The organism is Paenibacillus sp. GM2FR, from assembly GCF_002803325.1.
GTDB lineage: Bacteria > Bacillota > Bacilli > Paenibacillales > Paenibacillaceae > Paenibacillus_AQ > Paenibacillus_AQ lautus.
In genome coordinates this window covers 126,483-151,973 of the sequence record NZ_MKZM01000012.1, presented here as the reverse complement: position 1 = coordinate 151,973, position 25,491 = coordinate 126,483, and the positions used below count along the sequence as shown (strand labels likewise).

At 51.8% G+C, this 25,491-nt stretch carries 22 protein-coding genes; 5 read left to right on the top strand and 17 right to left on the bottom strand.

The genetic code is table 11. The annotated features are described in order from the left end of the window. Positions 1 to 79: 79 nt before the first annotated feature. From PAEVO_RS31965 to xylA, 4 genes are all read right to left on the bottom strand, one after another. Positions 80 to 2,431, bottom strand: coding sequence for a YcdB/YcdC domain-containing protein (locus PAEVO_RS31965; protein ID WP_100541476.1), 2,352 nt, complete (start codon positions 2,429 to 2,431; stop codon positions 80 to 82). A gap of 242 nt (positions 2,432 to 2,673) precedes the next feature. Continuing rightward, positions 2,674 to 3,303: a bifunctional 4-hydroxy-2-oxoglutarate aldolase/2-dehydro-3-deoxy-phosphogluconate aldolase gene (locus PAEVO_RS31960; RefSeq protein ID WP_100541475.1), complete on the bottom strand. Its 630-nt coding sequence runs from the start codon at positions 3,301 to 3,303 to the stop codon at positions 2,674 to 2,676. A gap of 269 nt (positions 3,304 to 3,572) precedes the next feature. Next, a complete protein-coding gene (gene xylB, locus PAEVO_RS31955) occupies positions 3,573 to 5,069 on the bottom strand; it encodes a xylulokinase (RefSeq protein ID WP_100541474.1) in 1,497 nt (498 codons plus the stop codon). Positions 5,070 to 5,278: 209 nt separating this feature from the next. After that, a complete protein-coding gene (gene xylA / locus PAEVO_RS31950) occupies positions 5,279 to 6,595 on the bottom strand; it encodes a xylose isomerase (RefSeq protein ID WP_100541473.1) in 1,317 nt (438 codons plus the stop codon). A 366-nt stretch (positions 6,596 to 6,961) separates the two neighbouring features. Here xylA and PAEVO_RS31945 point away from each other — a divergent pair, with 366 nt between their 5' ends. Both PAEVO_RS31945 and PAEVO_RS31940 read left to right on the top strand, forming a co-directional pair. Further along, positions 6,962 to 8,134, top strand: coding sequence for an ROK family protein (locus tag PAEVO_RS31945; protein ID WP_100541472.1), 1,173 nt, complete (start codon positions 6,962 to 6,964; stop codon positions 8,132 to 8,134). A gap of 151 nt (positions 8,135 to 8,285) precedes the next feature. Continuing rightward, positions 8,286 to 8,489, top strand: coding sequence for a hypothetical protein (locus PAEVO_RS31940; RefSeq protein ID WP_100541471.1), 204 nt, complete (start codon positions 8,286 to 8,288; stop codon positions 8,487 to 8,489). A 120-nt stretch (positions 8,490 to 8,609) separates the two neighbouring features. On the opposite strand, the gene PAEVO_RS31935 is transcribed toward PAEVO_RS31940, so the two are convergent. From PAEVO_RS31935 to PAEVO_RS31920, 4 genes are all read right to left on the bottom strand, one after another. Continuing rightward, positions 8,610 to 8,846: a glutaredoxin family protein gene (locus tag PAEVO_RS31935; RefSeq protein WP_006212730.1), complete on the bottom strand. Its 237-nt coding sequence runs from the start codon at positions 8,844 to 8,846 to the stop codon at positions 8,610 to 8,612. Between the two features lie 67 nt (positions 8,847 to 8,913). Next, positions 8,914 to 9,855, bottom strand: a complete 942-nt coding sequence (gene trxB, locus PAEVO_RS31930) for a thioredoxin-disulfide reductase (RefSeq protein ID WP_100541470.1) — start codon at positions 9,853 to 9,855, stop codon at positions 8,914 to 8,916. A 472-nt stretch (positions 9,856 to 10,327) separates the two neighbouring features. Beyond that, entirely contained in the window at positions 10,328 to 12,349 is a 2,022-nt protein-coding gene (locus PAEVO_RS31925; RefSeq protein WP_100541469.1) for a heavy metal translocating P-type ATPase, read from the bottom strand. Positions 12,350 to 12,686: 337 nt separating this feature from the next. Continuing rightward, positions 12,687 to 13,796, bottom strand: a complete 1,110-nt coding sequence (locus PAEVO_RS31920) for a PEP-utilizing enzyme, TIM barrel domain protein (protein WP_100541468.1) — start codon at positions 13,794 to 13,796, stop codon at positions 12,687 to 12,689. Between the two features lie 266 nt (positions 13,797 to 14,062). Here PAEVO_RS31920 and PAEVO_RS31915 point away from each other — a divergent pair, with 266 nt between their 5' ends. Further along, positions 14,063 to 14,683, top strand: coding sequence for a nucleotidyltransferase domain-containing protein (locus PAEVO_RS31915; RefSeq protein WP_100541467.1), 621 nt, complete (start codon positions 14,063 to 14,065; stop codon positions 14,681 to 14,683). 72 nt (positions 14,684 to 14,755) lie between these two features. Here the strand turns inward: PAEVO_RS31915 and PAEVO_RS31910 are convergent, their stop codons facing one another. Together PAEVO_RS31910 and PAEVO_RS31905 are read right to left on the bottom strand one after the other, a co-directional pair. Continuing rightward, positions 14,756 to 16,048, bottom strand: coding sequence for a homocysteine synthase (locus tag PAEVO_RS31910; RefSeq protein ID WP_100541466.1), 1,293 nt, complete (start codon positions 16,046 to 16,048; stop codon positions 14,756 to 14,758). Positions 16,049 to 16,198: 150 nt separating this feature from the next. Continuing rightward, entirely contained in the window at positions 16,199 to 17,026 is an 828-nt protein-coding gene (locus tag PAEVO_RS31905) for an SDR family NAD(P)-dependent oxidoreductase (protein WP_100541465.1), read from the bottom strand. Between the two features lie 238 nt (positions 17,027 to 17,264). On the opposite strand from PAEVO_RS31905, the gene PAEVO_RS31900 reads away from it, so the two are divergent. Next, positions 17,265 to 17,522 (top strand): DUF3949 domain-containing protein, encoded by a 258-nt coding sequence (locus PAEVO_RS31900; protein ID WP_100541464.1) that lies wholly within the window; start codon positions 17,265 to 17,267, stop codon positions 17,520 to 17,522. 75 nt (positions 17,523 to 17,597) lie between these two features. On the opposite strand, the gene PAEVO_RS31895 is transcribed toward PAEVO_RS31900, so the two are convergent. From PAEVO_RS31895 to PAEVO_RS31865, 7 genes are all read right to left on the bottom strand, one after another. Further along, a complete protein-coding gene (locus PAEVO_RS31895) occupies positions 17,598 to 18,455 on the bottom strand; it encodes an ATP-binding cassette domain-containing protein (protein WP_100541463.1) in 858 nt (285 codons plus the stop codon). Continuing rightward, the gene (locus PAEVO_RS31890; protein WP_100541462.1) at positions 18,448 to 19,290 is read right to left on the bottom strand and encodes a hypothetical protein; all 843 of its coding nucleotides are present in this window, start codon (positions 19,288 to 19,290) and stop codon (positions 18,448 to 18,450) included. Before PAEVO_RS31890 ends, PAEVO_RS31895 begins: the two co-directional genes overlap by 8 nt. Beyond that, complete coding sequence (locus PAEVO_RS31885; protein WP_100541461.1) at positions 19,268 to 19,960, bottom strand: RNA polymerase sigma factor; 693 nt, start codon at positions 19,958 to 19,960, stop codon at positions 19,268 to 19,270. Before PAEVO_RS31885 ends, PAEVO_RS31890 begins: the two co-directional genes overlap by 23 nt. Before the next feature lie 89 nt (positions 19,961 to 20,049). Further along, entirely contained in the window at positions 20,050 to 22,251 is a 2,202-nt protein-coding gene (locus tag PAEVO_RS31880) for an ABC transporter permease (RefSeq protein ID WP_100541460.1), read from the bottom strand. After that, on the bottom strand, positions 22,244 to 23,113 hold the full coding sequence (locus PAEVO_RS31875) for an ABC transporter ATP-binding protein (RefSeq protein ID WP_100541459.1): 870 nt from the start codon (positions 23,111 to 23,113) through the stop codon (positions 22,244 to 22,246). Before PAEVO_RS31875 ends, PAEVO_RS31880 begins: the two co-directional genes overlap by 8 nt. 307 nt (positions 23,114 to 23,420) lie before the next feature. Continuing rightward, complete coding sequence (locus tag PAEVO_RS31870; protein WP_100541458.1) at positions 23,421 to 24,326, bottom strand: aldo/keto reductase; 906 nt, start codon at positions 24,324 to 24,326, stop codon at positions 23,421 to 23,423. A gap of 49 nt (positions 24,327 to 24,375) precedes the next feature. Next, a complete protein-coding gene (locus PAEVO_RS31865; RefSeq protein ID WP_100541457.1) occupies positions 24,376 to 25,170 on the bottom strand; it encodes a sulfite exporter TauE/SafE family protein in 795 nt (264 codons plus the stop codon). A gap of 122 nt (positions 25,171 to 25,292) precedes the next feature. Between PAEVO_RS31865 and PAEVO_RS31860 the strand changes: the two genes are divergently transcribed. Beyond that, a complete protein-coding gene (locus PAEVO_RS31860; RefSeq protein WP_071219655.1) occupies positions 25,293 to 25,472 on the top strand; it encodes a hypothetical protein in 180 nt (59 codons plus the stop codon). Positions 25,473 to 25,491 lie beyond the last annotated feature (19 nt).

The window sequence follows — 25,491 nt, the reverse complement described above, 5'->3', positions numbered from 1 at the left end:
CTTCCTCATCCGTATTGTAACACATAACATCAGGGCTTAAGGGTTCTAGTTTTGTCGACCGGGCACGAATATCAAATACCTACCAATAAAATGAGGACAGGAAGGAATCGCTGCGTCCCGCCAGCTTCGACATGCGGACCAGAACCTCGGCAGCTTCCGCTCGCGTCACCTCACGTTCCGGCAGGAACTTGCCATCGACTGCCGGGAGAAGACCCAGCTTGAGGGCGATCAGGGCTGCGCCTTTGTTAGTTACGGCGTCGGCATCCGATATCCCCTGAACGTCGGTTGGAAGGATAAAGGCTTTGGACAGCTTCTCGTAATTCAGAATACGGGTCAGCGAGCTGGCCAATTCATCCCTTGTCAGCTTGCGGTCCAGCTGCAGCGGGCTGTCCGGATCATAAGGTATCCAGTTCTGCCCGATCAGCACCTGAATGGCCTGGTAATACGGATGGTCCGGCTGCAAGCCTGCGTATGGATCCATGGTAGATCTTCCATACACCTGCTCGTAAGACGGGCTCACCGAAGCAGCCACCAGCTGATACCATTCGCCAAGGGTAATCTGGCGATCCGGGTATACCTTTCCGTCTTTGTCCGGAACCAGCACCCGATATTTCACCAGCTCCTTCAGAGACGCTTCCGCATCATGCCCCGCCGCATCGGTAACCGCAGGAATATCCTTGCGGCTCATTTCAGGCATGATATCGCGCCATTCCCCGCTCTTGGCATCTAGCGGTACCGCAATGCCGCCATAACCCGCCTTTTTGTGTGTCGGATAATAAATCAGCTTAATGAAAGGCTTCATAATCTCATTACCGGTCGTTGCGTAACCTCCGTAGTAACCGTATTTCAGCTTTAGATCGATTTCTTCCAAATATTTAGCTCTTGCCTGCTCCGCACTGATAGCCGGTTTTACATCCGTTGGCAGCTTGGACAGGACAGCGTCGGAATTCACGCTAAAGCCCTGGATTTGTCCGTCGCCCTCCATGGTGAGGTTCAAGGAATCGCCCATGATGCGAATATCACCGATATAACGCTGGAATGAAAATTGATAATGGAGCGTTTGATTGTCCTTGCCCAGTTTATCAACCGATGTCAGCTTCCATTCTTCGGCCGCATTCGGCACCAGCTTGCTTACCGTCTCGAATGCCAGGTCCTGCGCCGCCTGCTGCGAAATCGGGCTCTTCACTTCCGGAGCACCGGTCCGGTCAAAACGGTATCGGTTGTACGAGTAGATCTGTCCGGTCTTGGCGTCCACCTCTGCGGATACCATCTCTCCTCCGCCCATGGCAGAGAGCTTATTTTCGCCCCAGCTTATGTTCCACGTCTTGATCTCGCTGTTGTTCCACCTCGTACCCAGTCTCTTGGATTCTGTCTTTAAACCAGACGGAAGCTTGATCTGCGATTCCACCCATCTGGCCGCTGCCTCTCCGCCAGCGAATGGAGCCGTGATTGGCTTAAAGGTTTCTTTGGATGTCGGAATCGCGCCGTTCTCAACCGAGGTAAGCCCGCTCTCTTCCCCTGAGAAACTAATGAACTTGCCTGTATTGGCATCCAGTGAATTGCCTGATTGATCATTAGGTATGTAACCTAAGAAATAATTGCCTTTGGCATTGTTATATAAATGATCCGGTACATAAGCCAAGGATACTTGGAATTGATCCTCAAACAATTTACGGATGGAAGCCTCGTTCAATTTCGGTGTGGATGAAGGAAACTCCTCATTGATTTGATTGCGGGAATAGTTAATGGTATTACCCTGCCCGTCAAGCGTGATTGAGATGCTGTTCACATCCGATTCAATCCCGTTCACCGAGGTTTGGAAATAAAACTCGAACCGCGGCGGACTGAACAATGCCGCCTGCATCCCGAGATAAGCCTCATTCTCCTTAAGCTCGCTGGCCTTCACATCCGATACATGGCTGCCGATCCATTTCAGCGCCTTCTCCTTGGCTGCTTCCCGGGTTAACACCGGTTTGTCGCTACCATGGTTCACCAAAGAATTAGGAATATAAATGTTGAGAAGTTCACCTGTAACCGCATTGACCTGGGCATTAAAGCCGGAGCTCGAGTTCCCTTTGGTCAGTACCATTTGCAGATCCCAAGCAAGCGCGCTCGATCTCATGCCATCATTCTCCAGGAACTGCACGTTCGTTACCTTCACGTTCTTGAGCTCCGGGAAAGCCTTCTTAATGATGTCTTCCGCCTGCTTGGATGAAATTTTTGCGCCCTTCGGTATTTCGTTATCCGTTACGCTTTCGGAACCGGCTTGACCGCTGCTGTCCACGGCAGTTACCGTTTCGGATACAGCGACTCCGCCGCCCGGAACCGAATTGTCACCCCATACCGGCTGCGCCAAACACAGCATGGCTGTAGCCGTAACCGCGCACACGGTCTTTTTTACCCTTACCTTCTTCTTACCTGATGGATTCACTTGATTCGCTCCCTTCCATTACTTGAACCTAACCATGTCTTACTTACACATGATGATATCCCTAACAAGTGCCTGTACACGGCAGCAATGACATAACCAAGCTACCTAAATAATACCATAACTTGTCTATATATTCCTTATGTAGTAAGCTTCCAAAACATAACCTGCATGGTTAAGGATGAACAAAGTGTAACTATTTCGATCCCGCTTCTTGTGAATGGGGAATTCCCTTTCGACACATCTTAACCAAGCCGCGCCGCTTCAACAAAAGCCGCAGTGCGTCGCTTGATCTCCTCCATATTGCCGGACATAAGCGCATCCTTCGGAAGCAGCGCGCTGCCCAAACCGACCGCTGCCGCGCCTGCATTAAAATAATCCGGAAGATTATCCAGCGTAACTCCACCCGTTGCAAGCAGCGGAATGTGGTTCAGCGGGCCCTGAAGCTCCCGGATAAATGACAAGCCCAGACTGGCCATGGGAAACAGCTTCACAATCTCTGCCCCGGCTGCGTACGCCGCAACGATCTCCGTTGGCGTCATGGCCCCGGGCCATACATCAATTCCCTGCTCTAGGGCAAATTCGATGACAGAAAGATCCGTGTTCGGCGAAATCAGGAATTGGGCCCCGACAGAGACCGCTTCCTTCGCCATCTCCACATCAAGGACGGTACCCGCGCCAACATACACGTCACCGTCATAGCGGGCGCGCCAATCCTGTATCATATGTAAAGCACCCTTCGTATTCATCGTCACTTCCATGAACCGGATTCCGCCCTGGCTCAATCCCTCTCCTACGAAGCCCGCCTGTTCTTTCGTAATGCCCCGTACGATGGCAACGATTTTCTCGCGTTTGAGTTCAGCTGTCAGTTTCAATGTCTTCCCCCCATTTCTATTTACACTTCCCGCACCACCCTTAATCGAATTGGCCGCGGATGTTACACAAATGATCACAGGCTATCCAATGAAAGGAACCTGAAAAAACCTATATCCAAACCGGTCCCCACGAAGAGGGTTGACGCTCATTCCCTGACGTAACCTGCTTGACTTCAACCTGCCTCAAGTATATGCGGTCCGAAGCGTTCACGCAAAAAAAGCAGGCCGGGAAAAATGTCTTCCCGACCTGCTCTTTAACATCTATAGGATTATCCGCGGAATTCGGACAGCTCTGCGCCGAGTTCACGCGTGGCTCCGTATACGCTTTGATAGAGTCCAAACAATTTGTCATAGGCCAAAACCGCCTGCGGATTCGGAGAATACGAGCGTGCCGGCCGCAAAAACGCCTTTGCGCAGTCCTGAAGGCTTGCAAACCAGCCGCAGCCGTAGGCTGCCAGCATCGCTGCGCCCATAGCCGGCCCTTGCTCGCTTTCCAGCTTCACGATTTCAGCGTTGAACACGTCCGCCTGCATTTGCAGCCAGATCTCGTTCTTGGCGCCGCCCCCGATGGAAATGACGCGGTCGATCCGCTTGCCGGATGCGCGGAGGATATCGATGGATTCGCGGAGAGAGAACGTGATCCCTTCGAGTACCGAACGTGCAAAGTGGGGCAGCTTATGACCGGCGTCCATTCCGATGAAGCTGCCGCGAATGGTTGCATCCGGATGCGGGGTGCGTTCACCGACGATATACGGCGTGAACAGCAACCCGCCGCTGCCAGCCGGGATGCTTCCGATATCGCTCAACAGCGCGTCAAAGGAGACATCCGGTGCAAAGGTATCCTTGAACCAGGTCAGGCTGTATCCCGCTGCCAGGGTCACACCCATGATATAGTAAGCATCTTTCTCGCTATGATTAAAGAAATGGACCTTCCCTTCAAAATCCACCTCGCGACGCTCCTCATAGGAGAGTACCACGCCCGATGTACCAATACTGCACATCGTCTGCCCTTCTTCGAGAATGCCGGCGCCGATGGCACCGCAGGCATTGTCCGCCCCGCCGGCAAATACCTTCGTCCCCGGCAGCAGAGCCGATTGCTCGGCGATCTCGGGCAGCAAGGTGCCGCACTCGTCGAAGGATTCGACCAGGGGAGGGCATAAGGTGTGCGGCAGCTGGAAGGCATCCAGAATTTCGGTGCTCCAAGACTTGCCCGCCACATCCAGCAGCAGCGTTCCGGCTGCATCGGAATAGTCCATCGCGTATTGCCCGGTCAGGCGGAAACGCACATAATCCTTAGGCAGCAGGAACAGGGCAGCCTGTTCGAGCAGCTCCGGTTCAAACTCCTGCACCCACAGAATCTTGGGCAGGGTGAAACCTTCCAGCGCGCGGTTGCGTGCAATGCCAAGCAGCTTCTCCTGCAGAGTCTCCTCGATGCGACGGCATTGTGCCGTTGTGCGCGTGTCATTCCACAGGATGGCTGGTCGCAGCACTGCACCTTCACCGTCTACCAAGACTAAACCGTGCATCTGGCCGGAGAAGCTTAAACCCTCCACCTCGGATGGGTCGATGTTGTTTCCTTTCATCAATTGCCGTAACGACAATACCGTTTTGTCCACCCAATCCTCCGGTCGCTGCTCGCTGTAACCCGGCTTCGGCTGGCTCAGCGGATACGACTCCGAATGCTCGGCGACAACCTTGCCGCTGCGGTCCACCAGCACGGTCTTCACAGCACTGGTCCCCAAATCAACTCCGATAACGTAACTCATCTATATCCTCCTTCGTCTCCTCATGAACCGAACATGAAAACATCGTTGGCACTTCCCCCGGGCGCACGGTGCGTGATCCACGGCGTGCCTTGGATGGCTGTCGACCATAGCTCGCTATTGTTTCCTGTTTGAAATAAGTACACCGGCTTCCCTGGAGGGAGCCGGTGAAGGTTTGGATTTCATGGTACAAGCGCTAAAGAGTGTATCGATTAATTTGCAAGAATGTACTGATTCAGAATGGCTTTCAGCATTTCTTGACGTCCGGATTCGTTTTTGCGCGGTGACTCGTTGTTCAGCGCGTATTCTGCAAGGGAAGCCAGTGTAGCCTTGCCGGATACGACGTCTGCGCCGATGCCTTCATTAAAGCTGCTGTAGCGCTTCGCGATGAAGTCCTCGAATACGCGGTCTTCAATCAGCTTCGCTGCCACTTTCAATCCTTTTGCGTAAGTATCCATACCGGCGATGTGCGCATGGAACAGATCTTCCGGCTCGAAGGATGGACGACGAACCTTCGCATCGAAGTTCACGCCGCCGCGGCCGAGACCGCCGTTCATCAGCACTTCGTACAGCGTTAATGTCGCGTCATAGATGTTTACCGGGAACTCGTCCGTATCCCATCCGATCAGCATATCGCCTTGGTTCGCGTCGAGGGAACCGAGCATGCCGTTGATGCGTGCTACGCGAAGCTCGTGTTCGAAGGTATGACCGGCGAGCGTGGCGTGGTTGGCTTCGAGATTCAATTTAAAGTGCTTGTCGAGACCGTATTTCTGCAGGAACGCAATCGTTGTAGCCGCATCAAAATCATATTGGTGCTTGGTTGGCTCCTTCGGTTTAGGCTCGATCAAGAATTGGGCATCAAAGCCGATTTCCTTCGCATAATCAACCGCCATATGGAACAGGCGAGCCAGGTTATCCAGTTCAAGACCCATATCCGTGTTGAGCAGGGTCTCATATCCTTCGCGGCCTCCCCAGAACACATAGTTCTCAGCGCCGAGGCGTTTGCCGACCTCAAGTCCTTTTTTCACTTGTGCTGCCGCATGAGCGTATACATCCGCGTTGCATGTTGTGCCCGCACCATGCATGAAGCGAGGGTTCGTGAACATGTTTGCTGTGTTCCAGAGCAGTTTTTTGCCGGTGGACTTCATGTGGTCTTCAATCGAATCCACGATCGTATCAATGTTGCTGTAGAACTCGCGCAGGCTGCTGCCTTCCGGCGCAATGTCCACATCGTGGAAGCAGAAATACGGAAGATTCATTTTCTCCATGAACTCAAAGCCTGCCTCAACGCGTGCTTTCGCAAGATCCATGCCGGAGTAGTTGCCCCAAGGACGAACCGCAGTGTCGGCGCCGAACGGATCCGAACCGCCTGCAGTCAATGTATGCCAGTAAGCCATGGCGAAACGGAGATGCTCTTCCATCGTTTTGCCGGCTACAACTTCTGTCGGATTATAAAATTTAAAAGCATAAGGGTTGGTTGATTTGCTGCCTTCGTACTCGACTTTGCTAATGTTGTTAAAATAGGCCATGTATAAATCCTCCTATACCTTGTTAAGGTGTGGTTAACGCTTACAAGGTTATCCTAACACAGGATTTCTACTTTGTCTATTGGTTAAACAAAGTTATTGTTTTACAACTTTTTCAAAACCGATGCCACCGCTGTTAGAATGATTATCTGCTAAGATGCAGGACATCTCCGTTTGGCTCACTGCCTATGATTCCTGTAAATCCATATTCAAATGTTACGACGATAGAAACCACGGGACACAGGATTGCGTGCACCCGGGCAGCGTTACGGGCTGTTGCAATTTCCGGACTTTGCCCCTAGACTATGAGCATATCAAGTCTCAAGAGCCTAACAGGATTAGGAAGCAAGACTAAAAGGATGAATACACATGACGAATATTACCGGTGACCAGGCTCTGGTCAAGAAAATAAATACCTCGATTATTCTCGATACGATACGTCAACACGCCCCGGTCTCCCGGGCGAAGGTGTCCAAGCTCACAGGTCTGAACAAGGCTACCGTTTCCAATCTCGTACAGGAGCTGTGCAGCAACCATCTGGTCCAGGAAATCGGACCCGGTGAATCCAGCGGCGGCCGAAAGCCGCAGCTGCTGCTGTTTAACGGACAAGCCGGTTATGCCGTCGGCGTGGAGCTGCGCGTGAAGCAAATGACCGCCGTACTTACGGATCTGGAAGGCCGGATTCTTGCCGAAGAAGATACCGCCCTTGAAGGGCATGATGTGGAATCGGTGACGCGGCTGATGGTTGGCCTGATTCATGGCCTGATGCGGCAGGCCCCTCCCTCCCCATACGGCATCATCGGGATCGGCGTAGGCGTCCCGGGGATGGTCGACGGCGACGGCACCGTCCTCTTCGCCCCCAACCTGGGATGGGACATGGTGCCGCTGCAGAAGCAGCTTGAGCACGAGCTCGGACTTCCCGTTACTATCGACAATGAAGCAAACGCGGGCGCCCAAGGTGAGCTGCGCTTCGGGGCCGGCCGGGACGCCCGCCATCTCCTCTATATCAGTGCGGGCAGCGGTATCGGCTCCGGCATTATCATCAATGGCGAGCTCTATAAGGGCGCCCGCGGATATGCCGGCGAAAGCGGCCATATGTCCATCGAAGCCGATGGTCGGGAATGCACCTGCGGCAACCGCGGCTGTTGGGAGCTGTACGCCTCGGAGAAATCCTACGACGGCAAAGATGCCCTTCTTCCATCCAGACGGACGTCCGAGCTTGTTCATCATGCCGAGCTCGGTCATAAGGAGACCATCCGGCATTTCGAGGAGCTGGGACGCTATCTCGGCATTGGCATAACTAATCTTGTCAACGGATTCAATCCGCAATCGGTCATCATCGGCGGTCCGCTGTCCGACGCCCGGGCTTGGATCGAAGAAACGCTCCAGCAGGTCGTTGCCCAGCGCACGCTTCCCTATCACCGAGAGTTGATGGAGATCCGGTTTGCCGAGCTGGGCAGCCGCTCTACCCTGATCGGCGCGGCCTATTCCGCCATCTCGCAGTTTCTTGGTCCGGTGCGGGTCTCCATGCCGATTCATTAAAATTGACGATATTTTGTCGTAATTAACACCCTGCATATTAAGGAAAATCCAGCGATTTTCCGCTATAATTAATCTCGTCCTATAATTTAAATCACGATTCTCCTCGTGAGAAACGTGTGATCGTTATACAAAAGGGAGAGGAAACGCTCAAATGACCTATGTAAGCACTGCGGAAATATCGGCACAAATGTTTGTGACCGTATTGCTGTTTCTCCTAGTTATCGCACCTTTGTTCAGTCTCGCCATCATGCGTTTTTTTCAAGGCAAGAAAAAAGCCGGCTTCATCCTCCTCGGCTCCGGCGTGGTCGCATACGTCGTATTCCAAATCATCATGAGTCTGTTTTTCAACAAGTGAACATGATTTGTGCGAACGTTTGGCAGCATTGCTCGGCAACAAAAAAAGCTCCTTCCCAAACCTCGGGAAGGAGCTTTTTATCATAAGCAAGCGATTGGCCTGCCATCATGCCTGATTAGATTAAGCTTCCGGGTTCAAAGCTTTGTTGAACTGGAGCTTGTTCATGCCAAGAATACGGTGCTCACCGATGATGGTGAGGGGTACTGCGCGAACGCCCATATCCCATACTTGCTGCGCGAATTCGTCGTTCTGCTCGATGTTGCGCTCTTCAAATTCGATGCCTTGATCGGACAAGAAGCCTTTTACTTGTTTGCAGTGCGGGCAGTTGTTCGAAGTGTATACAATCACATTTTCCACGGTTGGTCAGTCTCCTCTACTCATGATTTGGGCTGCTTATAGCCCGTTCGTCCCTATATCTATCAGTTTACAACACGACAGCGTTGTGTTCCAAGCTCTCGATGTATTTCTCTGCATCCATAGCTGCCATACAGCCGCTACCTGCTGCCGTGATCGCTTGTCTGTAACGGGTATCCTGCACGTCGCCGCATGCAAATACGCCCTGGATATTCGTCTCGGATGTTCCCGGAGTCGTTACGATGTAACCGTTCGGGTCCGTTGTAATGTTTCCGCCGAGGAAACCGGTGTTCGGATGATGACCGATCGCCACGAACACGCCGCTGACCGCAATCGTCTCTTCTTCGCCAGACTCATTGTTGAGCACTTTGATGCCTTTTACGCCTGTCTCGTCCGCAATGACTTCCTGCGGCGTGCGGTTCAGTGCCCATTCGATTTTCTCGTTAGCACGGGCGCGATCCTGCATGATTTTCGATGCACGAAGCTCCTCCCGACGGTGAACGAGTGTCACTTTGGATGCAAAGCGAGTCAGGAAGTTGGCTTCTTCCAGCGCGGAATCGCCGCCGCCGACAACAACGATCTCTTTGCCGCGGAAGAAAAATCCGTCGCATGTGGCGCAAGTACTTACACCGCGTCCTACATTATCCTGTTCTCCCGGAATGCCGAGATATTTGGCCGTTGCGCCCGTAGAGATGATCAACGTTTCGGCAACTACCTCGCCCATACCGTCTACGTCCAGCTTGAACGGACGCTCTCCGAATTCCACGCTGTTCACCCAGCCTGTACGAAATTCCGCGCCAAAACGTTCAGCCTGCTGACGCATATTGTCCATCAGCTCAGGACCCATGATGCCTTCGGGAAAACCCGGGAAATTCTCAACTTCGGTTGTGGTGGTCAGCTGCCCGCCAGGTTGCGGACCTTCAATGACGAGCGGGCTCAGGTTCGCGCGAGCCAGATAGATTGCAGCCGTAAGGCCGGCAGGGCCTGTACCTATAATAACGGATTTGTACATATCGTTTCCCTCCTATATATGGAACACTTAATTATAATCATTATAAATTAATATTAATTATGGTTATATCGGAGCCGTCTGTCAATATGCCACATCACACCCCATCTGAAAATATTGTTAATCCATTCTTCATAAATCGGAAGGTACTTTACTATTTTGAAAAAACGAACCTCGTTCACGAAAGAGTACCTCATTTTAAAACGTTTACTTCGAGGTCATGGGTGCGCTCCGTTTGGGTTAGAAGAAATCAGGGGCACGAAAAGGCCACCACCATCCATTTGACGTCAGGAAGATGAATGTTTGATGAAGACATAAGGATGGTCTTGAAGGGATCTACTGAATGCGAATCGCAGCAGTTTGAATCTTGAAGATATTCTAGATCATTTCCGCTGCCCATAAAAAATCCCCTTCTTCTCCACCAAGGAAAAGAAGGGGATGCTTTGTCATTGCAGGCGATACTCGGTCCATTAACTTAATGGCTGCTGCGCAGCAGACGAAGCCCGTTCAGTATAACCAGAATGGTGCTTCCTTCGTGACCGATGACGCCCAACGGCAGCGCAACGCCTTGAATGAAATTGGCTGCAATCAGCGTCAAAATCACGGTGATGGCAAATATCATATTTTGCTTCACGATGCGCTGAACGCGGCGTGCCACTTTGACGGTGCCGGCAATTTCGTCGATGTTGTCATTCATCAGCACCGCGTCCGCTACCTCCAGCGCCGTTCCGCTTCCCGAAACGCCCATGCCGATGCCTACGGTCGCGGTAGCCAGTGCCGGTGCATCGTTCACACCATCCCCAACCATGACCACATGGCCGTAACGGGCCCGTAACTCTTTAATATGTGTAACTTTATCTTCCGGCAGTAAATCGGAGAACACCATGTCTACACCGCTTTGCTTCGCAATCACGTCCGCCGTCGCCTTGCGGTCCCCCGTCAGCATCGCTACCTTGATGCCCAACTGCTGCAGCCGCTTAACAGCCATTGCCGCTTGAGGCCGGACCGCATCCTGCAGAGCGATCATGCCCGCGATACGGTCTCCCTTCAGGATAACGGATACCGTTTTGCCTTCGGATTCCAGCATGTTCCGGATGGACAGCCAGTGCAGGCGATTCTCTTCAAGCGCGCTCAACTCCTTTTGCGCGGTAGCTGCACCTGAATGCTGATCTATAGTCGGATGATCCAAAACATCGCTTTTTCCTATTTTCCAAGTGATTCCTTCCACTTCCGCCTGCATACCCCATCCAGTTATGGACTGTCCGTTCTCTACCTGCTGCAGCTCGGCCCCCTCTTTCTCAGCCGATTGGACAATCGCCAAGGCCAGAGGATGCTTCGACATTCTTTCGATAGAAGCACTGATGCCAAGCAGTTCATGCCGATCCCAGCCTTCGCCTGCGATAAAATCCGTGACCACTGGCGTACCGAGCGTCAAGGTACCGGTCTTATCAAAAGCGACAACCGCCGTGCGCGCCATATTCTCAATATGGGCGCCGCCTTTGAACAATACGCCTTTTCTGGCGCGATTGGAAATCGCCGACAGCATCGCAGGCATGATGGAAGATACCAGCGCACAAGGGGATGCTACAACGAGAAACACCATCGCTTTATAGAAGGTGGTATCCCAATCCCATCCCAGGACGGGAGTAGCCAAAACAATCAGAGCCGCGGTCGCAATGACAACGACACGGGCATATATCGATTCGAACCGCTTGATGAACCGCTGCGATTCCGGAACTTCGTTCTCCGCTTCTTCCACCAGCTTGATAATCTTGGCGAACAACGTAGATTCCGCCGATTGAGTAACCTCAATGTATAATACGCCTTCCCCGTTCAAGGTTCCGGTGAACACTTCATCCCCAATGGCCTTATCCACCGGTACGGATTCGCCGGTAATCGAAGCCTGGTTGACGGAGGAGCTGCCGCGATAAATTTTGCCGTCTGCAGGAATAAGCTCGCCCGGCTTTACCAGAATCAGATCGCCGATCTCCAGCTTGTTGATGGATACCGATACCATCTCCCCCTTCTCGATGCGAAGGGCCGTCTCCGGCTGCAGCTCCATCAAGGACGAGATATCCTTGCGGCTTCTCTCCATCGTGTAACTCTCAAGCGCCCCGCTGAGGGCAAAGATGAAGATCAGCATCGCACCTTCATTCCAGTATCCGATCGCCGCAGCTCCCATAGCGGCAGCAATCATCAGCAGATTCACATCCAGATCGCGCTCCTTCAGAAGGGTCTCCACACCTTCTTTCGCTTTCACCCATCCGCCGACGGCGTAGGATATCACGTACAGCACAACGGAGAGCGGCTCGGACCATTGGCTGGTCAGCCAAGCCACCAGCATCAGCAGGCCGCTGCCCAGCGCAGCCACGACCTCCGCGTTACTCAGCAGGCTGCGTATATCCCACTTTCCAGGCTGCCGCGGCTCACGCGGATCCGCTCCGTTTTCTATTGTCGATATGCGTCCAGTCGTCGTTTGACTTTGTATCCATTGCATAACCAATCACCTTCCTAGTTGAGAATGAGATCCATTATTACTAGCCTTAAAATGACACATGCTGCCCCGGCTTCGCCGGAGCAGCATGCTAAATGAGAATGAGAATCATTTTTGAACTTATACAATTTATTTTCCTTCGTACAACTTTATATGTATCATACTCACTTCACCCTCATTTGTAAACCATATTTTTCACATTTTTTAAATGCAGAAGCGTACCTATTGGCGTTCTTGATGATGAAGACGAATCTTCTGCACGTAAAAAAGCCCTTGCGATCTCTGTCCGCAAGGACTTCTTTCTAATCACTCACCTATTGTGTAAAGCGCTCACATTCCATCAATCAACAATCGTCGAACATCTGCGGCGCATCTCCAGCCTTGCACCGGTTATTCGAATGGCTGCAATCTCTGAGGGCTGACAGCACACCTCGTGTATGCCCTGCCGGTAAACCATACGTAAATCCGTGGTAGCCACCCCATTGATCCGGAGCGTTAATTGCGGCTTCGTTCGCCTAATACGATGGATCATCTCTGAGAAAGCCGAGACCTTGTGTCCTGACTCATCCGACGACACGGAATTCTCCGTCCCCTCCGAATCGAATACAATCACATCGGCCAAACGGGCAATCTCCGCTGCCGCCGCTGGGTTCATTCCTTCTCCGAACAGCGCTCCATAGCGTATACGCACAAAACGCCTCTGATCCATAAGGGTCTGCTCTGCCACTTCTTCGATAAAATTATGGATCGATATAAAGTCATCCGCGTGTGCCGGGCGTACAGCCAGGAGCTCTAATTGGCAATCTACGCCTTCCTCGCTGCACTGCTCCATAGCCCGGAACAAGGACTCAAGCTGAGCATCCTGCGCTTCACGCAACTCCATCGTGTTGAAAAGCCGGGCATCGTGCAGCAAGCTGACCGCACATCGGGCTCCATCCGCCGCCTGAAACACCGACACCCAATAGGTCTTCCATAGCATAATAAGTCTCCGCCTTAATAGGGCGCTCTTCTCTGCGCTCCGCGAATTCAACCACGCTGTGTAAACCTCCTGCAGCAGGCCATGCTGCAAAGCATCCTCCCCGCGTATCAGCCCGATTCCCTGAGCACCTTGCCTGATATCTCGTGCAATGGATTCAGGGTCTGCGGATCGGCTCATGACTTTCAGTCTTCGGTTCCTGTCACTCCACCCCAGCAGTCGGGTCAAGGACGGTCTGTCTGTGCCGTTATGCCGAATCCCTGAAACCCTGAGGGCTTCTTCAATATCGTCAGGCGACGCCAGTAACAGCAATACCTCCTCATGGGTGACTCCTCCTGCCATTGCAAAATGCTTCAGCAGATCTGTCTCGGGAGAAATCTCGTTTGCCGTAATCTCCTCTGCTCCGATGAACTCTTCATCTTCAAATCGACGCTCTCCCAATTCACTGCCTGCTCCCCATTGCCTTTCCGTCATGGTTATCCTTCTACTCCCTTTCACCTTGAATTGGATAAACGCCTCCTTACAGATTATTATGAAACAATTGGAAATATACAGGGCACGGGATAAACACCGGCTGAAAAATATCGGGACGGTACGAACCAAGCGCCCTGCTCTCCTTGTACCGGATGCCTGCACGAAGGTGCGGACGCCTGACCCTATCTATTTATCATCATTTCAGGAGCAGGATAAAACCTTTACAATGGAGGATAGATCAATGCTGGAAAAAAGGAGAGTAGAACATGAGAACCGATTATGATCATTGGAAACCGATCAGCGTATCGGATGCCGTCAAAATTTTTGCTGAAATCCCTGCTCGTTGGTATATCGCCGGAGGTTGGGCTTTGGATTTATATTTGGGAGAACAGACTAGAGAACACGGCGATATCGATATCCTGATCCTTCGCGAAGAGCAAGCCGCCATTTACGCTGCATTAGCCAACGAATGGACGCTGTACAAAGCGGATCAAGGAACCTTATCGCTCTGGGAGGAAGGCGAATATTTGCATTCGGTTGGCGATGTATGGGTAAGCCGGAATGAGGAAGCCCCATTTTCATTCCAGATCATGCTGGTGGAGACCGAACAGGACAGCTGGGTTTATCGCAGAGAACCGTCCATTCGAAGACCGCTCCAAGATATATCCTTAAAAACAGACCAAGGCATTCCTTTTCTGAAACCGGAGATACAACTCCTATATAAAGGAGGGAGCAAGAACATCCGCGAAAAAGACGAACGGGATTTCAGGAAGGTTCTGCCCTTCCTCGATCGGCAGGCGGCTGCAGGATGGCTTGCCCAAGCGCTGCGGACGCAGTTTCCGGACGGGCATCCCTGGATCGATTACATGAATCGTCCTAGCGATTGAAATTAAGGAAAAGGCACCTTCCCCTAAAGAGGAAAGTGCCTTGATATTCCAATTCAAATGATAAAGGTTGCCTTACTTCTGGCTGGCTTCAATAGCTTGTCCCAGATCGTACAAGATATCATCGATAGACTCGGTTCCGATCGACAAACGCAGCAATTCCGGATTTACGCCAGCCGTAAGCTGCTCGTCTTCCGTCAACTGCTGATGCGTTGTGCTCGCCGGATGAATGATAAGCGACTTGGAATCGCCGACGTTGGCCAAGTGGGAGAACAGCTTCACATTCTCGATCACCTTCTGACCTGCTGCTGCCCCGCCTTTGATACCGAAGGTCAGGATAGCGCCTTGGCCCTTGGGCAGGTACTTCTTCGCCAGCTCATGCGAAGGGTGACTCGGCAGCCCTGCATAGCTCACCCATTCCACCGCCTCGTGACTCTCCAAATACTTGGCAACCTTCAGCGCATTCTCGCTATGGCGCTCAACGCGAAGATGCAGCGTTTCCAGCCCTTGCAGCAGCAGCCAGGAATTGAATGGGGACAGGGACGCGCCGATATCCCGCAGCAGCTGCACGCGCGCTTTGATAATGTATGCGATCGGACCTACTGCCTCCGTATACACAACGCCATGATAGCTTGGATCCGGCTGGGTCAATCCCGGGAACTTGTCGTTTGCCGTCCAATCGAATTTACCGCTATCCACAATGACCCCGCCGATGGAGGTCCCGTGACCGCCGATGAATTTGGTCGCAGAATGAACGACGATATCTGCCCCATATTCAATCGGACGCAGCAAGTACGGACTTGGGAAGGTGTTATCTACGATAAGCGGAATGCCATTCTCGTGCGCGATGGCCGCAACCGCTTCCACATCCAGCACATTGCCCTGCGGATTGCCGATCGTTTCGGCAAACACTGCCTTTGTTTTGTCATTGATCGCTTTGCGGAAATTTTCCGGGTCCGTGGAATCCACGAAATGCACCTTGATGCCCAGCTTCGCAAGCGTATTGGAAAATAAATTATAAGTGCCGCCATACAAGCTAGAGGAAGAAACAATTTCATCACCTGTGCCCGCGATGTTGAGAATGGAGAAGGTGATGGCTGCCTGCCCGGAAGATGTCGCCAGTGCACCGGCACCGCCTTCGAGCGCTGCAATCCGCTTCTCAAACACATCCGTGGTCGGGTTCATAATACGCGTGTAGATGTTACCGAATTCTTTGAGCGCAAACAGATTCGCCGCATGCTCACTGTCTTTAAACCCGTAGGAAGTCGTCTGATACAGAGGGACAGCGCGGGATAATGTGGTCGGATCAAGCTCCTGACCGGCGTGAACCGCTAAGGTTTCAATTGAAAATTGGCGTTCTTCTGACATGGGTGTTTCCTCCCTTTTCTTCATATGGAAAGTATTATGGTTTCATAATTTCTCCCATTCTCTCATACTTTCCTTTGTTTGAAAAGAGTGATAACCAACTAATTTCATCGGAATTAATTATTTTATGCTGGAAGCAGTCTGAAAACAGCTTTATTCCTTCTCCTCTTTATAAACTTTACCCCATCCATAACCGGCTTCCGGGGATGTATCCTCGGGCATGCCCGGCAAGATCAGACCGCCGTCAATACGGAGGTTAATGCCGGTAATATAGGATGCCGCATCCGAGCAGAGCCAAGCAATCGCTTCCCCGATATCCGAAGGCGTACCTAAGCGTCCCAGCGGAACTTTTCTGCCGAGCGGTTCATCCTCTGCCGATTGGTCCGGCTTGTGAACGGTCGCCCCCGGAGCGACGCAGTTTACGCGGATGCCATGCGGCGCCCACTCGAGCGCCAGCGATTGTGCGGCACGTATAAGCGCTGCCTTCATACCGCCGTATATGCTGTCCTTGGGATAAGCCCTCTCTCCTCGGGAGGACGTGATGAAAATGATATTTCCCGGTATTCCCTGGGCGATCATCTCCCGGACGGCATATTTGCTAAGCAGCATCGGCGCTCGAAAATCGAGATGAACCGTCATGTCCAGCGCGTCCTCTTCAAGCTCCGTGAGCTCGTCATATAGGCCGATCCCCGCATTGTTCACCAACAGATCGATCCGGCCAAATTCCTCTATCGTCTTTCGTATCGTATTCTCCGCTTCACTGCGAACGGTCAAATCGCTTTGAATAATAAGAGGCGTCTTGCCATAGGTATGGCGAATATCCTCTGCTATGTCCGATATTCCATCCTTGCTCGAATTGTAGGTCATCGCCAGCCGGTATCCTTTTTCAGCCAAAACCTTGGCAATCCCTCGTCCGATTCCGGCGCCAGCGCCCGTTACCAGCGCCACCTTCTCCGTTCCTAAATTACTTACGGTTCCCATTACATCTCGCTCCCTTCTCCATCATCCATTCATACACGATTGCGCCGCTGTTCAGCGTATACGACGCACCATGCCTACCCTTCCTTACCCTGTTCTGAATCGGATGATTGGCTTTCTTTTGACAAAGTCAGCATGACGGGCGTTCGTTATTGTAAATAGATGAATCCATACCAAGGTTAAATACGTATTGAATATTATATGATTTTCCATAAACGATAATATTTAGGAGGGTGTACTTATGAGTTCTGTGATGTGGATTATTGCGGGCGTTCTAGTTGCCGTATTCCTGATCATGATCCCCGTGCAGTACCGTTATATTGAAGCGTTAAAGAAGGATCCCCTGAGGCAAGGGGTCGATCAGGAAACGTATTACAACAAGATGTCGTTTCAAGAAGAACAGCTACACTACAACACGCAAATTTTGTTTTTGCCTTCCACCATGGTTGCCTCGTGGATCTATAATTGGAGGCATAAGCGCGGGAAAACGACCAAGTAAGCGGCTTCCAACGGATGAAAACGCAAAAATCATCGCCCAAAATAAGACGATGATTTTTCATGATCCAAGCTATACTCAGCCGCGTCTGGCTAAGGCGTTCATATGTAGGAAAAAGGTATCCTCCAGCGTAGGCGCCTTCTCCACAAATTCGGGGCCCGGCTGCTTTTTCCCCATCAGCCTTACTCTCATGTGATGTTCCGTCATTTGAAAATGAATCAGGAGCTCCTGCGGTATCCGCTCGAAGACTTCCAGATCGATCTCGCCTTCCCAGACGCTGGAGGCTACATTCAATTTCCACTGGGTCGGTGAACCGATATACCGGATGCGACCGCGGTGTATCCATATCACGGTATCTGCCGCTTCTTCCCATTCGTTCAGCTCGTGGGCGGCCACGATCACCATACGGCCCCTGGCGTATTTGGTCAGGTACGTGATCAGGAATTTGCGTTCCTCGGCGTCCATGCCGTTTAAAGGCTCATCGAGGAATAGAAAAGAAGGTGAGGCCAGCAGCGCCTGCACAACGGCAATGCGCCGCTGCACCCCTTGTGATAAATTCTTGACCTTGCTCTTGCGGAAGGGCTCCAGTCGAAAGTCCATCATCAGCCTGTCAATGGCCTCCGGGTTATAGACGCCCTTTAATTCGGCCATATAGGTCAGCAGCTTGCCGACCTTCATATCTCCATATAGCTCGATATCTGCCGGGACATAACCGATTTGACTGCGGATCAGCGGCAAATGATCTCCTGCCCTGCGCCCGCTGTACAGAATTTCGCCTGCATCGGGCGCCTGCAGCGTGGTCAGCAGCTCAATCAAGGTGGTTTTCCCGGCCCCGTTCGCTCCGACGATAAGGTTCAGGCCGGAGTGAATCTCCGCTTTGTCGATTTCAAGCCGGTACGTACCCGCCTGGCGTTCCAGTCCTTCCAGCCTAATCATTCGCCATTCTCCAGGCTCCGTTCAGTTTCAAGCTGCGTCCGTAAGAAGAGACGAGCAGAATCACTCCGATAACAAGCAGGGCCATGTCCGTCATCATTTTGCCGCTCATGGAAACGCCGTGATCCACGATTTGTCCCTGAATCACAATCCACATTCCGTAGACCAGGATGGCCGAGATCAGTGAGACGACCATGCCTTTGCGAAACAGCATATACATCGCAGCGCCTCCCGTCACCAGCAGAATGCCCATCCACTCCAGAATAAAGGGGCCGAATAAAAAGCGGGAGGTTTCCGCCTGGATGGATCGCAGCCCGAGCGCGAGGGTACTCAGCAAGGCCATTCCGACAACGATGCCGGTCACAAGCAGCAGCCGGGTATACAACACCAGCGCAGGCGGGTATGGGGTCAGGGTCTCCACGGCCCGCATCCCTTTATCCCAGGTTCGGCTGCTGAACAGCATCGATACAATCAGCAGCAGAGGGGTAATCAACGGAAAAATGCCGCCGGGCAATCCGGCAAACTGATCCAGCGGATACTCCGGATCGATCAGCAGAACCAACATGCAGAATACAGCGCCTGCTGTGAGCAGAATGGATCTTTGGTTCAATCGGATCTGGCTCCGAAGAATCTGTTTTAATGAGGGTGGGTCGACCTGCGGATTAAAATCCAGCTTGGGGGACTCGGGCTCAATCCTAAGCAAATTGAACTCTCCCTGAAGAGACGCAATGAGCTGCGCCGTCTCATCCGGTGACGGCGATGGAAGAGCAGCGCGTCTAAGCGGGCCGCGAAGCTCGTCTTCAAGTCTTCTCAATTCATGATCGAATGGATGATCCATGGAGATACACCTCACTTTCTTTTACTTTGCACTGCGAATCCGGCTCTTCCGACTTGGAGCGGTTCCGAACCTGTTCCTGAGGACTCTTCTCCCGCGTCCTTCGGGACGAATGGACGGGAACCAAATCGGAATGCTCCATGGACAATGTTTTCTTCAGCTTTCTCAAGCCGTTATATAAATGCGTTTTCACCGTACTTAAGGGGAGGTCGACCAGGTCGGCGATTTCCTGCAGCTTCAAATCATGGAAGAATCGAAGAGATATGACTTCCTGTTGTATATCGGGCAGGTTCTCCAGCGATGCTGCAATTTCCAGTGAGGTTTCCTGCCTCTCCACGAGTTCCTCCGCGCCGGGTGCAGGGTCGTATGCATCCGGCATCTCCTCACCCGCAAGACCTTCAGACCTGTATGATGCGCTTTTCCAATAATCCTTGCACATATTCAGAGCCACGCGATAAAGCCAGGAGCGAACATGCTCCAGCGTGCCGTGCTGCTTCAGATGCCGAATGAGCCGGATAAACGTTTCCTGAACGATATCCTGGGCTTTTTGCCTATCGGCCAGCCTCTGGGTCGTATAACTGAGCAGCGGACCATGGTACCTCGTCACCAACATTTCAAACGCTTCCTGGTCGCCGGCAGCCATGCGTTCGGACAGCTGCTGATCGGAAATCATGCCTTCCCCCCCTTTCTATGTGCATTCTAATCTTCCCATTATATCTATTTCTCAATTATAACCGACCGTGTGCATGTGCATAGTCGTCATTATTTGACATTCATCATGGCATCCCATTTCTGCTGCCATTCTTTGTAGGTAATCGGACTCTCCGGGCTTACGTACGAATTCCGTTCGGTGCTCGGAAGCATCAGCCCTTGCTGGTAAAAATGAACCAGCAGCTCTTTGACCTGATCTCCTCTGCCTTCTTCCAATGCTCTTCTGACTTGCTGAGCCATACTTATCCCTATTTTGTTTTGAGGATCATCACCGTCTCCATTTTTGAACAACAGTTGCTGTACCGACCGGAGATTTCCGTAAGCGGATCTCAGTTGTTTATCGCTAAGCCCTTTCTCTTCCACGTAATACACATACCAGAACAGACTGCTGATCTTTCCGCGCACATCTCGTTCCGGATGTTCAAAATAATAATTCAGCCCATCCTGGTTGCCGAACAGAACCGAGTTCATCCATTCGCCGGGCAGGTTTGAGTGGTTGTATGTGTACTGGTTCGAGGACAGAATCAGACGATGGTCCACCCGGGGATAGTCAAAACCTTGACCTAAATATAAGATCTTGTCGACGTTGCTGTTGAACGCAGGTACCCACTTGGAAAAATAGTCATACTTCTTTCTCATATCCCGCAGCATCAACACGGATGCCTTCTCCATATATGGCGTTGTCACGATGGTAATCGGCAGATCACTCTGGTGGATTTCTTTCCAGAACTGACCTCCGTACAGAGAGACATTCTGCTCGATCTCCCTATCCTCAAACCGCTGGTAGCCGGGCCTTCGTTCCAGCTCCCGCATCCCCGTGTACAAGGGTACCGGATAACCTTCGACCTCCAGCTTCATCTCCCCGAAAGAATAACGCATCCGGCCAAATTCCCAGCCCAGATACACATATTTCGGCGGACGGTCTCCGTTATCACTCTTTAAATATACATGCTGATGACCGGGAAGCGGATACCACGCGATATAACCATCCAGCTTCACTTCGGGTCCCACGCTGTAAACCGAAAATTCCTCACGGGAATACCCGGCCATAAAGTCCATGACCTTGCCTCTATATTCCAGCTCGGCTTGAATCTCTCCGTCCTTGGCATGGCCAATCATCCTTACCGATAGCCAATCTCCCTGTCTGTGATAGGGAGCGTCAACACCCTGGAGTTGGACACGCTCAAGCTTGAACATCCGGTTCAGGGTTAACGGAAGCTGCCTCGTGCCTGATAATTCGGAGGCGGGTATCGTTAGCTTCGCAATCACGCGAAGTTCATCGTTTGGCAGCCGCTTCAGCTTGAGATCATAAGAAGAAACATGATAGAAAGATCCATCTTCAGGATCATCAATATAAGAAACCGTGGGGTCTCCAATCTTCGCATCAATTTGGGCATATCGTTCCGCCCATAGCGTGCCGTAGGGTACCGCGGCAGCTGCCGTCAATACGACAGCCCCCAGTACTGCGAGCCATCCCGCTTTCAAGAGCATCGTAGGGCGCTTGCGGTTTAACAGGAACAAACACACCGTTAGCAGCAGGAAAGTGAAGGCCAGCACGAACCACCGGGAACTCATTAAATCTTCGCTAAACAGACCGTACCCCCAATTCTCATATTCAAACCGATTGGATTGAAGGAAGAATTGGTTGAGGTGAAACACTTGGGCCGGCATCCATCTTAATTCGCTGATAATATAAATTTCCATGAAAAACGTTCCGAACATCCATGCACAGAAGCCAATCAAATAAACGATCCGATTCGGAATGCTTGCCCCGAGAAGCATGGCGAGCGCGAGTGTCACCATATAGGAAACCTCATACTGCACAGCAAATTGCATGGTATGCATCATCGCAATATGACCGGCGATTCCCTGGCTAACCGACAGGATATAGAATATAACCGACGTCGACAACGTGAACAGGGAAAAGTACAACAAACTGACCACATATTTCGACGATAACAAGGTAAAGAAAGACACGGGCAAGCTGTGATTCCATTCAAAGGATCGACGGCGGACATCCCGGCGAATGGACAAGATGCCAATTAACATAGCCGGACCCAGGGTCATCGTATGACCCAGCATGTGGAATGAATAAGCCGCCGAGTATAAATTATGATTCGGTCCGTTGCCGCTTGCCGCCTGCAGCATCATAATGATGAACAGAATCGTATAGAGGATTGGAAGAGAGGCAAACAAGGGATTGCCGAACAAAAGCCGAAGCTCAAGAAGACTATGTCTCCACCATTTATGCATGGCGATCCCTCCGCAGCAGGCTCAGATATCCATCCTCCAGGGTTGGATCCGCGGGAAACGCCCCTGCAACCGGGGCCGCTTGGCCGATAAACCTGCACAGGACGCCTTCCGGAACGGTACGGGTAGACACGACGGACATGGGATCAATCAAGGCAAATTCATCCGGACTCATGACCGCTTCCCATACTTGTCCCTTCCCGCAAGCCTGCAGTTCAGCCAGACTGCCGTTCATGGCCAATCTCCCCTTGTTCATGACTGCGATACGACGGCAGTTGCTCTCGATATCGGCAACGATATGGGTGGATAGCAGGACCGTCCGGTCGATGCTAAAGCGGGTTAACACATTACGAAACCGGACACGCTCCTGAGGATCCAGCCCGGATGTCGGTTCGTCAACGATCAAAATATCAGGCGATCCCAATAACGCTTGGGCAATCCCCAGCCGCTGCTTCATTCCTCCGGAGTAAGTACGCACTTTTTTATCTGCCTTCCCCTGGAGATTCACCATCTCGAGCAGCCTGGAGATTTCCTTCTGTCTGGCACCCCGTTCCGTGATCCCTTTCATGGCTGCCACATAATCCAGATAATCTCGGCCGGTCAGCTGCGGGTAAATGTGAAAATGCTGCGGCAAATACCCGATCATCTGCCGGATCTCCTCCGGCCGTCCAATCGATATCCCGTTCACTCTCACCTGTCCGGAGGTTGGCGTCAATAAGGTCGCCAGAATCCGCATCAGCGTTGTTTTGCCGGCGCCATTGGGTCCTAGCAGACCTGTCATGCCTTTATCCAATTGTAGAGAAACATCCAAGAGCGCCCAAGCGCCCTTGCGATAGGTTTTTGATAAATGCTCAATGGTAATCATTCTAGAATCCTTTCACCATTAACGATTATGGCATAAGCCGCGCGGTTTACGTTACTTGGAACGAACTATCGTCTCAAAAAGTTTGGCATTCGAGGCGTTTTGACGCCAATTAATTTATAAGGTACAAAAAAGCCCGTGATCCTTAAAGCGGATTGCGGGCATGTTCTATATTCACCTGACATCAGGCTCTTATTCAGTTATTATAACATGCGAAGATGCGGTTCATCCTTAAACCTTTAGGACATAAACATTTCATGTCCCAAAAAATTAACGGGATGGATCATTCACATGCTTATCGCACCCATCATTACCGGTGAGCCTCATATTGATTGGCGCGACTGATCGCCTGGATCGATTGGATGTCCTGCGGCGATAACTCTTCCTTATTTCCCGCCGCCAAGTTATGCAGCAGCTGTTCGAGCGAGCTTGCTCCAGGGATGGTGCAGGCAACAGCGGCATGGGCCAAAGCATAACGAATGGCCAGATGGGACAGATCTGTGCCACGGCCAACCCCTTCAAGCCCCTTGAGAACATCAAGCAGCTCATTTTTGCTGTAGTCCAGATAGCCCTTCTCGGCTTTGGCTTGTCCGCGTTCGGACAAGATGCCGCGGGCAACGGGACCCCGTGCAATGGCGGATATTCCGTTCTCAGCAAGCAGATCGAGCACTGCTTCCTCCGGTCTCCGGTCCAGGATGCTGTACTGGCTCATGACGCTGACGATATTGGATTTCGCGACATACTCGCGGATGACGTTCGGCCGGATGGACGAGATGCCGTAGTATCGAATCCACCCTTCCCGCTTCAGCTCTTCAAAAGCTTCAATCGTTTCGTCAATCGGATCATCAAGCGTCCCCCCATGAAGCTGATAGAGATCGATATAATCCGTACCGAGTCTGCGAAGACTGTCCTTGACGGCGGATTTGATGTAGTCCTTGGAAGGATCCCAAACCCATCCATCCTGCCCGGGTACACGACGGTTGCCGACTTTGGTGGCAATGATCACATCCTTGCGCCGACCTTCAATCGCTTTGCCTACCAGTTCCTCGTTACGACCTTCGTCGTACAGATCCGCCGTGTCCAGAAAATTCACGCCCCGGTCCAGCGCTTCATGGATAAGCTTCACGGCTTGTCCCTCATCCGTCCCCAGTGACATACAGCCCAGCCCGATTTCGCTTACATACAATTCCGAAGATCCTAGCGGATTGGTTCTCATGCTTGATCTCCTCCTCTTCCCTATGATGAATAAGGTTCTACTTCTTTACTTACCCTAAAATATCGATCCAGATCTTCACGGCCGTAACTGCAATGAGAATCGCCAAGGCATACCGCAGCAGTCGGACGTTCAGCTTGCGACTGATGATGGCGCCGATGGGGGCACCCATCAAGCTTCCGGCAACCGCGAACAAGGACGGCCAGATCGGGATGTCGCCCGAGGCGATTTTGCCGATGACGCCCCCGACCGCGGACAGAAAGACGATCGCGAGTGAGGATGCGATGGTTATCCGAGTCGGTATCTTAAGAATCGTCAGCATGATGGGGATCAGGATAAAGGCGCCGCCAGCGCCGACAATCCCGGCTATGCCGCCGACAATAAAAGCGGCTCCCATCGCAATCCCTGAATGATAAGTTACCTCGGTAACCGACCTGTTTTCCATGGTTGCCCGGGTCGGCACAATCATCAATAACACGGCGATAACCGCCAGAAAACCGTAAATCACGTTAATTGTACCGCTCGTCATCAGCATGGAGGACAAACTCCCGATCAGACTCCCAACCAGGGTGCTGATCCCCATCTGAATGACCAATGGCTTGTGAAAGTACGACTCACCGCCGCGCGAACTCATCCGGTTGGTGATCATGCCTGACAATGAGGCGAAAAATACCTGCAGCATGCTGATAGACGCCACCTCCTTGGAGGTAAAGGCCTCCAATCCAAACCAGGAAGGAACGTATAGCAGCAAAGGAAAGTTAATGATCGCCCCGCCGATTCCCAGCAATCCTGAGAAAAAAGAACCGATGATACCTATAAAGATCATGACTACAAGCTGCACTATCAAGGTGATCGATCTCCGTTCAATTTAATTTCGTGACCGCGCACATTGCTATTGAATGTACCCCGTTGTTGATTTATAATAAACCCAAGTATTTGTATCGGAAATCAAGGAGGTGTGTGGTGATCATGTTGAATAAGCTGAAATTCCTTTTCCAGGACCGTTGCCCTGATTGCGAGCAGAAGCTGATTTCCAGGCAGGAAGACATGGCTACGATCAAGCATTGCCCGGATCACCACTACACCGAAGAAATATATAACCAGCTGGGCGTTACGATTGTTTATCATCCCAGCAAAGATAACAGTTAAACTAAACTCCGTTAGCCAT

Coding starts and splice junctions, on each gene's coding strand:
- PAEVO_RS31915 (WP_100541467.1), top strand. CDS start 14,063: ATGAGAACCGATTATGATCATTGGAAACCGATCAGCGTATCGGATGCC.
- PAEVO_RS31890 (WP_100541462.1), bottom strand. CDS start 19,290: ATGGATCATCCATTCGATCATGAATTGAGAAGACTTGAAGACGAGCTT.
- trxB (WP_100541470.1), bottom strand. CDS start 9,855: ATGTACAAATCCGTTATTATAGGTACAGGCCCTGCCGGCCTTACGGCT.
- PAEVO_RS31880 (WP_100541460.1), bottom strand. CDS start 22,251: ATGCATAAATGGTGGAGACATAGTCTTCTTGAGCTTCGGCTTTTGTTC.
- PAEVO_RS31945 (WP_100541472.1), top strand. CDS start 6,962: ATGACGAATATTACCGGTGACCAGGCTCTGGTCAAGAAAATAAATACC.
- PAEVO_RS31860 (WP_071219655.1), top strand. CDS start 25,293: ATGTTGAATAAGCTGAAATTCCTTTTCCAGGACCGTTGCCCTGATTGC.
- PAEVO_RS31895 (WP_100541463.1), bottom strand. CDS start 18,455: ATGATTAGGCTGGAAGGACTGGAACGCCAGGCGGGTACGTACCGGCTT.
- PAEVO_RS31900 (WP_100541464.1), top strand. CDS start 17,265: ATGAGTTCTGTGATGTGGATTATTGCGGGCGTTCTAGTTGCCGTATTC.
- xylB (WP_100541474.1), bottom strand. CDS start 5,069: ATGAGTTACGTTATCGGAGTTGATTTGGGGACCAGTGCTGTGAAGACC.
- PAEVO_RS31905 (WP_100541465.1), bottom strand. CDS start 17,026: ATGGGAACCGTAAGTAATTTAGGAACGGAGAAGGTGGCGCTGGTAACG.
- PAEVO_RS31885 (WP_100541461.1), bottom strand. CDS start 19,960: ATGATTTCCGATCAGCAGCTGTCCGAACGCATGGCTGCCGGCGACCAG.
- PAEVO_RS31875 (WP_100541459.1), bottom strand. CDS start 23,113: ATGATTACCATTGAGCATTTATCAAAAACCTATCGCAAGGGCGCTTGG.
- PAEVO_RS31925 (WP_100541469.1), bottom strand. CDS start 12,349: ATGCAATGGATACAAAGTCAAACGACGACTGGACGCATATCGACAATA.
- PAEVO_RS31940 (WP_100541471.1), top strand. CDS start 8,286: ATGACCTATGTAAGCACTGCGGAAATATCGGCACAAATGTTTGTGACC.
- xylA (WP_100541473.1), bottom strand. CDS start 6,595: ATGGCCTATTTTAACAACATTAGCAAAGTCGAGTACGAAGGCAGCAAA.
- PAEVO_RS31910 (WP_100541466.1), bottom strand. CDS start 16,048: ATGTCAGAAGAACGCCAATTTTCAATTGAAACCTTAGCGGTTCACGCC.
- PAEVO_RS31920 (WP_100541468.1), bottom strand. CDS start 13,796: ATGACGGAAAGGCAATGGGGAGCAGGCAGTGAATTGGGAGAGCGTCGA.
- PAEVO_RS31870 (WP_100541458.1), bottom strand. CDS start 24,326: ATGAGAACCAATCCGCTAGGATCTTCGGAATTGTATGTAAGCGAAATC.